The organism is Pseudomonas fluorescens, assembly GCF_018614775.1.
GTDB classification, from domain to species: domain Bacteria; phylum Pseudomonadota; class Gammaproteobacteria; order Pseudomonadales; family Pseudomonadaceae; genus Aquipseudomonas; species Aquipseudomonas fluorescens_BY.
In genome coordinates this window covers 39,529-49,810 of the sequence record NZ_JAGGOF010000091.1, presented here as the reverse complement: position 1 = coordinate 49,810, position 10,282 = coordinate 39,529, and the positions used below count along the sequence as shown (strand labels likewise).

The 10,282-nt window shown below is 59.2% G+C and carries 6 protein-coding genes, 1 other RNA gene and 1 pseudogene; 1 reads left to right on the top strand and 7 read right to left on the bottom strand.

Annotated features, from left to right (window positions below):
• Positions 1-639 precede the first annotated feature (639 nt).
• Positions 640-1,251 carry a hypothetical protein gene (locus J7E36_RS21360; RefSeq protein WP_215007443.1) on the top strand — a complete coding sequence of 204 codons (612 nt, stop codon included), beginning with the start codon at positions 640-642 and terminating at the stop codon, positions 1,249-1,251.
• Positions 1,252-1,554: 303 nt separating this feature from the next.
• On the opposite strand, the gene ssrA is transcribed toward J7E36_RS21360, so the two are convergent.
• From ssrA to J7E36_RS21325, 7 genes and pseudogenes are all read right to left on the bottom strand, one after another.
• Positions 1,555-1,951: a transfer-messenger RNA gene (gene ssrA, locus J7E36_RS21355) on the bottom strand.
• Between the two features lie 97 nt (positions 1,952-2,048).
• Positions 2,049-2,348, bottom strand: coding sequence for a hypothetical protein (locus J7E36_RS21350; RefSeq protein WP_215007441.1), 300 nt, complete (start codon positions 2,346-2,348; stop codon positions 2,049-2,051).
• 95 nt (positions 2,349-2,443) lie between these two features.
• The gene (locus tag J7E36_RS21345) at positions 2,444-5,311 is read right to left on the bottom strand and encodes an FAD-binding and (Fe-S)-binding domain-containing protein (RefSeq protein ID WP_215007439.1); all 2,868 of its coding nucleotides are present in this window, start codon (positions 5,309-5,311) and stop codon (positions 2,444-2,446) included.
• Complete coding sequence (locus tag J7E36_RS21340) at positions 5,308-5,979, bottom strand: LutC/YkgG family protein (RefSeq protein ID WP_215007437.1); 672 nt, start codon at positions 5,977-5,979, stop codon at positions 5,308-5,310. The genes J7E36_RS21345 and J7E36_RS21340 overlap by 4 nt, the downstream gene beginning before the upstream one ends.
• Positions 5,976-7,433: a LutB/LldF family L-lactate oxidation iron-sulfur protein gene (locus J7E36_RS21335; protein WP_215007436.1), complete on the bottom strand. Its 1,458-nt coding sequence runs from the start codon at positions 7,431-7,433 to the stop codon at positions 5,976-5,978. Before J7E36_RS21335 ends, J7E36_RS21340 begins: the two co-directional genes overlap by 4 nt.
• On the bottom strand, positions 7,430-8,254 hold the full coding sequence (locus J7E36_RS21330) for a (Fe-S)-binding protein (protein ID WP_215007434.1): 825 nt from the start codon (positions 8,252-8,254) through the stop codon (positions 7,430-7,432). Before J7E36_RS21330 ends, J7E36_RS21335 begins: the two co-directional genes overlap by 4 nt.
• Positions 8,255-8,404: 150 nt before the next feature.
• Positions 8,405-10,099 (bottom strand): annotated as a pseudogene (locus J7E36_RS21325) (lactate permease LctP family transporter).
• Positions 10,100-10,282: the final 183 nt, after the last annotated feature.

Sequence of the window (10,282 nt, the reverse complement as noted above, 5' to 3'; positions counted from 1 at the left end):
ACCTTGAAAAACGCCGCGATCGCGAAGTTCTGCGAAGCTCGCCTTGGTGCCTAAAGAGCTGTCGGCATGCGTGGGTCTCTGTGTGTGAGCCAACACAAATTTAATACCCTGACAGGTCGCTGTGGCGAGTTTCAAATCGGAAAATCGACGGAAAACGTTTTGTTGGTTGTTGAGGTCAAGTCGATAGCCGAGGATGCGTGCTTATGGGGACGGATCTTTTTACCGAGGCTGCGAAAATGTAAATCGCTCCCCTTTTTCTCTCACCAACCCACGGACTGGCATGCACGCTGAAGGCAATTTCATTCGTGCCATTCACCCAACAACCCATAGTTTCACTGGTCACTTTCCAGGCGAAGGGCTGTATGAGTGACCTGATTAGTAGCCAAGTCCTCCATCTTTCTAGCGTCTCCTGCGCAGAGCAAAGTACTATCAAGCAGCTACAAGCCCGTGTGAAAGCGAAATGGTGCCGAACCAATCTTTTGCATCGGAATTGATCAGCGTTAGGGCTGGCTGCTTTCGTCTAGAAGCGGGCACCTGATTTTCCCCCATCCCAATAAATGCAGTGTGCGGGGCTCCAGCCTATACAGGGGGCAGCCCCTTACCAGCCTGAGATTTTTGTTGATAAGCGAAGGATGAGAAATGGACGTTCACTCTCAGGACATAGCTGAAGAGTTGGAAGATGAAGGCAGTGATCTAGTCTTCCCCGAGTCTGAGCCTCACAGCTTGGCGGCCAGTACGCACTTTCTGTATTCGGGGCGCGATCAGCTTTATCTGGTCACTTATCACCTTGCCACTGATCAGCAGATCAAAGGGCTTTTTCGCAGGAAAAGACCAGTAGGAGATCTGCTACAGCCTTCGAATTTTCTCGGTCGTCCTTGCTATGAGCTCTGGACCAACGGTTCGTTGGTCGGCGTTGCCGTGCTGAGTTTTTCCGGCATGGAATTCTCTGACGAAATCTATCTCACTGTCACCCTAGATGCGGTGTATCTCGCCAATAGCAGCCGAGGCATCGGACTGGCCCACTCTTTTTTGGAGGAGGTAGCCAAAGCTGCATACCTAGTGTCGATGGCGCCTCTTGTTGGGCCTGGTCGTGAGTTACCGAAAAAGCCAGTCAACCTGACCATTACGGCAGAGTTACATTCAGATGGTGGGCAGAATGCAGTGAGGGCACTTGGCGATTCGCTTTCATGGATGTTCTCGCTGAGCGGATTTCCGTCTCTAAAGTGCGTGGTTGAGGACAGCAATTTCTAGAGCACCGCACAAGTGAAACTGAACAGATACGTATGAGCCGTGTTGCGGGGCGATGACATCAAGCGAGTCATGCTGCAGAAAGAGTGCCAATGGCTTGTGTTGGATTTTTGGCGTTGCGGCACTTGGTTTCTTTCGAGGGCATCAGGATTACATCCTCTCTGAACGGGCTGCTGAGCGTTTTATGCCCCCATCAACCGTGGGATGCCCTGGATTAGGTGGGGAAACGCAGGCAATAAAAAAGCCGTAAAGCTTTGATTTCTCTAGGCTTTACGGCTTTTTTTGGGTCTTCCTGGGAAGACGAATTGGTGGAGCCGGGGGGATTTGAACCCCCGTCCGCCAGTACTCCGCTGTCGGTACTACATGCGTAGCCGTGTCTATTAAGTTAACCCTCAGCGACCCGACGGGCAGGGTGCTTTGGGCGAGTTGTGTAAGTTTTAGCCGCTTCGTCCACAACGTACTGCACGGCGATTCCGTTCTATATGACAATCACTTTGGGTTTACGGACATCCCCTCATGATTGCTGGACCCGAAGGTACCAGAAGCTCAGGATCTAAGGCTGCTTACGCAGCGATAGCGAATTCCTGGCCGTAGGTTTCGTCATTGGCAACTATAGAAGTTGCAACAGTGGATTTACGAGTTCTGTTACCAACTCGGCATGCACCTAGAGTTTCGCAACCGGCGTCGAATCCTAAACGGCCCCGAGCCTGTCACTCCGTGAATCATTTGGGGTGGCAGGCATGCGCAGTGTACGTCAATTCATCTCGCAGGCCAACCCGAAGGTTGGCCGCTGGGCGATCTTACTGAGGGTCGCCTTTGACATTGTTCTGCAGCTTCTGAAGGACCTGGGTCGTCAGGGAAATGCATTTTTGCGTGCCTTCCTTGGTGCCTTTCGCCTGCTCGCCCTTGGCTTGGCTTACCTTAGCGTCGATGTCGGCCTGCAAGCTTTCGCTTTTCTGCTCGGTGCTGACATTGGCGTTTCTGATCTTGTCCAGGTTGATCTGGCAGAGATCATCCTGACTATCCTGACTCGTTGCGAACACCGGAGAGGCCAACATCACAGCGGAAATGAACAAGCCAGCAAATGCAGTGTGCTTCATGTGTATCTCCTTGAACGTAGGGTCTCGGGGCTGCCGGTAATGGTCAGGCCGAGGGGTTGTTGTAGGGCCTTGCGGAGCCAGGCCTATTCAAGTGACTACAGCGAAGCGCAGGAATTCGATTTTTCGTCGGGTGCTGTAGGAAATCCCTCATGATCAGCCATTCTGGGCCGGGTCACCCGATCCACCAGATAGACCAGCCCGTGGTAGTCAATTGCGCCGTGCTGCGTCAGACCAATCTCGCAAGTGCGGCTGGTGGAGATGCCTTCGCTGCAATGCCGGACGGCGTCCTTCAGGGTGCGCAGTGAGTGGGCATTCAGCTCGGGTGTGGTAAAGCCCTTGTCGCCGGCAAAACCGCAGCAATGGATGCCCTCGGGGATGACCACGTTTTTACTGCATTTACGCGCCAGATCGATCAACGCCTGGCTTTCGCCAAGGTGCTGGGTGCTGCAGGTGACGTGGACGGCGATGGGCGCCTCTTGTGGGATGAAGTCCAGGCGCTCCATCAAGTGAGTGCGGATGAAGCGCACCGGGTCGTACAAGTCCAAACGCGTCTCGCCCAGGTCCTGGACCAGTCGCAATGTGCACGGGCTGGTGTCGCAATAGATGGGATCGAGTCCCCCGCGACTGGCGTGCAGCAGCGCGCCGATCAGTTCCTGGCGCTTGTGCTCGGCTTGTTCGGCGTAGCCTTTTGAGGCAAAGGGCTGTCCGCAGCAAAGGCTGTCCTGGTTGTCTGGAATGACCACTTGATAGCCGGCCTTCTCCAGCAGGCCGCGAGTTTTATCGTACAGCGACGCCTGTTCTTTATCCCCCGCCGCGGGGCCCATGACCCGTGATACGCAGGCGGCCAGGTACACCACGCGCGGGCGTTCGTCGGACACGACAGGGCTGAAGCGAATGGCCTTTTCCGGCTGCGGCATGGCGTTGCTCCACTGCGGCACCTGGCCCTTGAACAAGCGCGTCAATGTGGCCGAGAGTTTCGCCAGGCGTGGCGCCCCCAGCAGCATGCGTGCACCGTTGGCGACGTGCAGGGTGAAGCGCAGGCCTTGCAATGTGGTGGCGAAGTTTCCTTCAATCCAGTTGGCGGTTTTTGTACGCGTGGCTTCACGGCTGCGAAGCTTTTTCACCAGTTCGCCGGTATTGATGCCTACCGGGCAGCGTTGTGCACACAGGCCCGTGGCCGCGCACGTATCGATGCCTTGGTATTGGTAGGCCTGTTCCAGCTCGGTGGTGTCGATGCCTGCGCGTTGCTTCGCCTGGATATCACGCCAGATGACGATGCGCTGGCGCGGGCTCAGGGTCAGGTCCTTGGAGGGACAGACCGGCTCGCAGAAGCCGCACTCGATGCATTTGTCCACAATCTCATCGGCGGCCGGCAGTGGCTTGAGGTGCTTGAGGTGGATCTGCGGATCCTCGCTGAGTACCACGTCCGGGTTGAGGATGCCGTTGGGATCGAGCAGGCGTTTGAGCTGCCACATCAGTTGGTAGGCGTCGCTGCCCCATTCCAGCTCGACGAACGGTGCCATGTTCCGTCCGGTGCCGTGTTCGGCTTTCAACGAACCGCCGAATTCCACCGCCACCAGTTGCGCCACGTCGTCCATGAACGCCTGGTAGCGTGCGATTTCTTCCGGATTGTTGAAGCCTTGGGTGAAGACGAAGTGCAGATTGCCTTCCAGTGCGTGTCCGAAAAGGATCGCTTCATCGTAGTGATGTTTGTCGAACAGTTCGATCAGCCGGTTCACGCCAATGGCCAGTTGCTCCACCGGGAAGGTCACGTCTTCGATGATCACCGTGGTTCCGGTTTTGCGTACCGCGCCCACGGCTGGAAAGGTGTCTTTGCGGATGGCCCAGAGCCGGGCGTTTTCCCGTGGGTCTTCGGTAAAGTCGACTTGTCTTTCCACCGGGAAGCCGGCTAGCGAGGCCATGATCCGAGCGAGTTGCTCATGCAGCAACGACGAAGAGGCCGCGCGGGATTCGATCAGCAGGGCGCAGGCATTGGTCGACAGATGTTGTACGAAATCCGGCATGCCCGGCTTGTCTTGCACCCAGCGCAGGCTGCGGCGGTCGAGCAGTTCCACGGCCGATACCGGTTGGCTTTTCAGCACGGTAACCGCGTTGCAGCAGGTTTCCACGTCCGGGAATACGATCAGTGCCGACGCCTTGTGCGGATGGTCGACCACGGTGTTGTAGGTCACCGCGCTGATGAAACCGAGGGTGCCTTCAGAACCCACCAGCAGGTGGCTCAAGATATCCACAGGCTCGTCGAAATCCACCAGGGCATTGAGTGACAGGCCGGTGGTATTTTTCAGACGGTATTTGTGGCGGATTCGGGCAGCCAGCTCGGTGTTGTCGCGGGTCTCGCGGCCCAGGGTCGCCAGGCGCTCCAGCAGTTCGCCATGACTTGTACGAAAAGCCGCCACGCTGGCGTCGTCTTCGGTGTCGAGGCGGGTGCCGTCGGCCAATACCAGGCGAATGCCGGCCAAGGTGTGGTAGGTGTTTTGCGCCGTGCCGCAGCACATGCCGCTGGCGTTGTTGGCGACGATGCCGCCGATCTTGCAGGCGTTGATCGAGGCCGGATCCGGGCCGATCTTGCGCCCGAACGGGGCCAGCCAGGCGTTGGCCTGGGCGCCGATCACGCCGGGCTGCAAACGGATCTGCGTGCCTTGGCCGCGAATCTCGCGGCCGTTCCAGTTATCCCCCAGTACAATCAGCACGGAATCGCTGATCGCTTGCCCGGACAAGCTGGTGCCGGCCGCGCGAAAGGTGACCGGCACCTGGTCGCGCTGGGCGAATTGCAACAGGGCCACCACTTCGTCTTCGGTTTCCACCCGTACCACCAGTTTCGGAATGAGCCGATAGAAACTGGCGTCGGTGCCGAAGGCCAGGGTCGACAGCGGGTCGTCGAAACGGCGCTGCTGTGGGATCAATTGCTCTACGTCGCGTAGGAAAGAGGCCGGAAGGGTCATTGGTCCTCCTGAATCAAAACCACCAGGTCCTTCGGACCGTGGGCGCCGTAGGCCAGGACTTGCTCGATGTCCGCGGTTTTCGAAGGGCCGGACACCAGCAGGGCGTTGGTGGGCATGCCTTGGGCCCATTCGAATTCTTGCTGCACTTCATAGAAGTTATCGCGGATCTCGCTGGCCTTGAGCAGGGCGAAGTGCACCGGCGGGACCAGGCTCATCAGCCGCGGTTCCTCCCGGGTCGGCCACAGGATCAGGCTGCCAGTTGCAGCAATGGCACCCAGGGTTCCGGTCAGGCTGGCGGGGGTATCGTTGAACAATTCGGCTTTCCATTCCTCTACCGGCCGGTCGTAGGCCTTGAGCGTTGGCAGGTCAGGATTGTTCGCCCAGAACTGTGTGATCTTTTTCCCGTGAGGGGTGGTCGGGGCGATCAGCAGGCTCGGCAGCTGCCGGTCGCGCAGCAACTGCGCCAGCAGCGCCGGCCAGCCTTCACCGGAGGTCAGGTGGATTTCGGTGTGCACCGCCTCCATCAACTTGCGCAGTTGCGGGATGCGTTCCTTGGGCGAATAGCGGTAGGTTTGCGTCACCAGATCGACATCGAAGTTGTCGGCCACGGGCGTGGTGCCGGTCAGACTTGTGCGCAGCTTGGCGAGGATATTGTCCTTGGCGCTCATCGGCGGTCTCCCTTGACTTTCAGGTGTTCGCGGGCCAGGTCATGCAATGAGCGGGCGGCGGGTTTTGGGGCACTGTGGTTTTGTGTCCACGGGCCGAGGTTGCGGGGCGTCAGGGCGCGCAGGCGCGTGGCGATGAAGCCGAACAGGCGATAGAGCCGCGGTGAGCTGTTGAGCCGGGCCCAGGCATTCCAGATGAAGCGTTCCCTGGGCGAATATTTGCTGCCCTGGCCGCGCATCACTGGGTGAGGGCTGTCCGGTGCCTTGACGTTTTCTTCGCGCAGGCGTCGCAGCAAGGCCGGGATCGGGATTTTCACCGGGCACACTTCACCGCAGGCGCCGCACAACGATGAAGCGCTGGGATGGTCCGGCACTTTGGCGAGGCCGACCATGTGCGGCGTGATGATTTTTCCGATAGGCCCCGGGTAAACCTCCCCATAGGCGTGACCGCCGATTCGGGTGTACACCGGGCAATGATTCATACAAGCGCCGCAACGGATACAGTTCAGGGTCTGGCGCAATTCGCTGTCGGCAAATGCTTGGCTGCGACCGTTGTCCAGCAGCACCAGGTGCACTTCCTGGGGGCCGTCCAGTTCGTCGGCCTTGCGCGGGCCGGAGATCATGTTCACGTAAGTGGTGATCGGCTGGCCGAGGGCGGAGCGGGTCAGCAACGAGAGCAGCGGCACCACGTCGCGCAGGTTCTCCACGACTTTTTCGATGCCGGTCACGGCGATGTGCACCGGGGGCACGGTGGTGGACATCCGTCCGTTCCCTTCGTTTTCCACCAGCAGCAGCGTGCCGGTTTCGGCGACGGCGAAGTTGACGCCCGACACGCCGATGTCGGCCTCGAAGAATTTCTGCCGCAACACCTTGCGACCGATCTGAATGAGTTGGTCAACGTCCTTGGTGTACTCCACGCCGAGTTTGTCGTGGAACAAGGACGCGACCTGACCGGCGTTCTTGTGGATCGCCGGCATAATGATGTGTGAAGGCTTCTCGTGATCGAGCTGGACGATGTATTCCCCCATGTCGGATTCGAGACATTCAATGTCCCGAGCCTCGAGGAAATGGTTCATTTCCATCTCTTCGCTGACCATCGATTTGCCCTTGATCACTTGCCGCGCCTCGTGAGCGCGGATGATCGAGAGGACGATGCCGTTGGCTTCGTCCACCGTTTCCGCCCAGTGCACAGTCACACCGTTGCGGGTCAGGTTGGTTTCAAGTTGCTCGAGCAGGTCGGGCAACTTCGATAACGCACGGGCGCGGACAGCATTGCCCAGCGCTCGCAGGTGTTCTCTTTCATGGGCATCGCTGAAGGACGTTGCCCGTTTGGTCATCAGTGAATCCATCGCGCTGCGAAAGTTGTTTCGCAGTTGCGTGTCGGCCAAAGCCTTGTGGGCTCGGGCGCGAAAATCGTCGTGCAGCTCAACGGTCGGAATCAGCGTCGGCGTGCTCATGCCCCACCTCCGGTTCGCTGCCAGAGGAAGCTCGCCAGATGTTGCCCGCGTAACGCCTCCTGTTGCTTTTCCAGCGCGCCGTTGATGTTCATCAAGCAACCGCAATCGGCACTGATGACCTTGTGCGCGCCGGATTCCTTCAGCGCTCGGGTCTTGTCGGCCACCATCGCGCCGGAAATATCCGGCATGCGCACGCTGAATGTCCCACCAAACCCACAGCATTCACTTTCATGGCTGTGTTCAACCCGCTCCACATTGCCCAACTGCGCCAACAACGCGCGACCGTGCAGGTGGGTGTTCATTTCACGCCGTGCCGAGCAGGACGTATGCAGCGCGACCTTCACCGGCTCGCCGCCGTCGTTCAATTGCACCTTGCAGACGAACAGCAGGAACTCGGCCAGCTCGTAGGTCCGGGCGGCCAGGGCCTGGACTTGTCTGAGCGTGTCGGGCTCATCCTTGAACAGGTCGGCGTAATGCTCGCGCAGCATGCCGGCGCAGGAACCCGAGGGCACGACCACCGGACAGTCTTCGGCAAACAAGGCCAACTGCGCCCGCGCCACCGTCCGCGCCTGCTCGGTGTACCCCGAGGTGTAGGCCGGTTGCCCGCAGCAACTCTGCCCTTGCGGGTATTCCACCCGGATCCCTTCGCGTTCCAGCAGATGAATCGCATCCATCCCGGCTTCGGGATAGAACAGGTCCACCACGCACGTTCCAAACAGGTAGACCCGTTGCGGTTTTACGCTGAGGTACTGCCGAGGTTCGGGCAATGGCGGTGCGACACGCGTCGCGTTCGGCACGGCGTTGTAAAAAAGCTCGCTCATCAGGCGTGTCTCCGGGTGGTCCCGGTTATCCGTCCGCTGAGGCTGCTGAATATAGAGAGGAAATCTTTCAGCAGCCTTGCAGACCCGGTGATCAATAGCGAACGCCGGTTCGTGTTCCGGCGTCGGTTTTTTCCATGGGGCTTGTCGTACTCAGTGCACCAGCATGCCGGTGAACCAGTAGGCCTGGGCCAACGTGATCAGGCCGACGATCGTTGCAAAGAATAGGCTGTGTTTCAGGGTGAAACGGAACAGATCCGATTCCTTGCCGACCAAGCCAGTGGCTGCGCAGGCCACGGCGATCGATTGCGGCGAGATCATCTTGCCGGTCACGCCGCCGCTGGTGTTCGCCGCGACGAGCAAGGTGTCGTTGACGCCGAGCTGGTGCGCGGTAGTGGCTTGCAGCGAGCTGAACAGCGCATTGGAGGACGTATCGGAACCGGTCAGGAACACCCCCAGCCAACCGAGGAACGGCGAGAAAAAAGGAAACGCCGCGCCCGTGCCGGCCAACACCAGGGCCATGGTCGACGACATGCCGGATTAGTTGGTGACGAAAGCAAACGCCAGGACCATGCCGATGGACAGGATCGGCCAGCGCAACTCAAAAAGCGTCTCTTTGAAAGTGGTAAGACCAGTTTTTAAGTTGATCTTGAGCACCAGCATCGAGATCAGCGCAGAGAAGAAAATCGCCGTGCCGGTGGCGGAAATCGGATCGAGTTTGAACACGGCCGGAATGGCGGTGGGATTGATCACGATCGGCGCCACTTTGATCACCATCTGATCCAGATGGGGAATGGCGAAGTTGAACACCCAGCCATACATCGAACCGCCAGCGGCGAACATCGCCTTGAACGGTTTCAGGGTCCAGATCGTCACCAGCACGGTCAGGATCAGGAAGGGCGACCAGGCCTTGATGATTTCCCCCAGGCTGTAGGGCGAAGCCACAGTGCTGCGAGGTTGGCCGAAACCGCCGACGCTGGCGGTGACCGTTGCGCTGGACGTGGCACCGGCAATCTGAGCCCCCGCGGTGCGCTTGGGCTGCCAGACTTTCAGGAACAGCGTCAGGGCAATCAGGCTGGCGAGGGCCGAGGTGATGTCCGGCAGTTCCGGGCCGATGAAGTTGGAGGTGAAGTACTGGGTGACGGCAAAGCTCAGGCCCGCCACCAGCGCGGCTGGCCAGGTTTCCCGCACGCCGCGCAGGCCGTCCATCATGAACACCAGCCAGAACGGCACGAACAGCGACAGCAAGGGCAACTGGCGACCGGTCATGGCGCCGATCTTGAACGCGTCGATCCCGGTGACCTGGCCAGCCACGATAATCGGAATGCCCAGCGCGCCGAACGCTACTGGCGCGGTGTTGGCGATCAGGCACAGGCCGGCGGCGTACAGCGGGTTGAAGCCCAGGCCGACGAGCAGCGCGGCGGTGATCGCGACCGGCGCACCGAAGCCGGCGGCGCCTTCCAGGAAGGCGCCGAAGCAAAAGCCGATCAGCAGCACCTGCAGGCGTTGGTCATCGGTAATCGACAGCACTGAGCTGCGGATGACCTCGAACTGGCCGCTCTTGACCGTCAATTTGTAGAGGAACACGGCGGCGACGATGATCCAGGCAATCGGCCACAGGCCATAGGCAAAACCATAACCGGCGGCGGCAAGCGCCATGTCTGCCGGCATGTTGAACGCGAAGATCGCCACGGCAATCGCCAGGGCCAGGGTGACGCTGCCGGCCACATGGCCTTTCAGGCGAAACACCGCCAGGGCCAGGAAGAAAAATACGATGGGAATGACGGCCGCGAGTGCGGACAAGCCGAGGCTGCCGAGCGGGCTGTAAAGCTGTTGCCAGGTTTGCATATGGGTGGGCCCCTAATTGTTGTTGGTCAGGCACAGATCAGCGAATTTGGGTAATTGGTAATACCAATTTACAATCGCTGTTGGCTAGAGTAAAAGCCTTGGTTGTCGTGTGTCAATTTGTCGCTTGGAAACTTTCGTCGAATAAGCGGTGCAGATCGCATCTGCTCTGGTCGCGCAAACGGC

What these genes read in the sequence shown, in the direction of transcription:
- J7E36_RS21360 (WP_215007443.1), top strand. Translation starts at nt 640, where the DNA reads ATGGACGTTCACTCTCAGGACATAGCTGAAGAGTTGGAAGATGAAGGC.
- J7E36_RS21345 (WP_215007439.1), bottom strand. Translation starts at nt 5,311, where the DNA reads ATGACCCTTCCGGCCTCTTTCCTACGCGACGTAGAGCAATTGATCCCA.
- J7E36_RS21350 (WP_215007441.1), bottom strand. Translation starts at nt 2,348, where the DNA reads ATGAAGCACACTGCATTTGCTGGCTTGTTCATTTCCGCTGTGATGTTG.
- J7E36_RS21340 (WP_215007437.1), bottom strand. Translation starts at nt 5,979, where the DNA reads ATGAGCGCCAAGGACAATATCCTCGCCAAGCTGCGCACAAGTCTGACC.
- J7E36_RS21335 (WP_215007436.1), bottom strand. Translation starts at nt 7,433, where the DNA reads ATGAGCACGCCGACGCTGATTCCGACCGTTGAGCTGCACGACGATTTT.
- J7E36_RS21330 (WP_215007434.1), bottom strand. Translation starts at nt 8,254, where the DNA reads ATGAGCGAGCTTTTTTACAACGCCGTGCCGAACGCGACGCGTGTCGCA.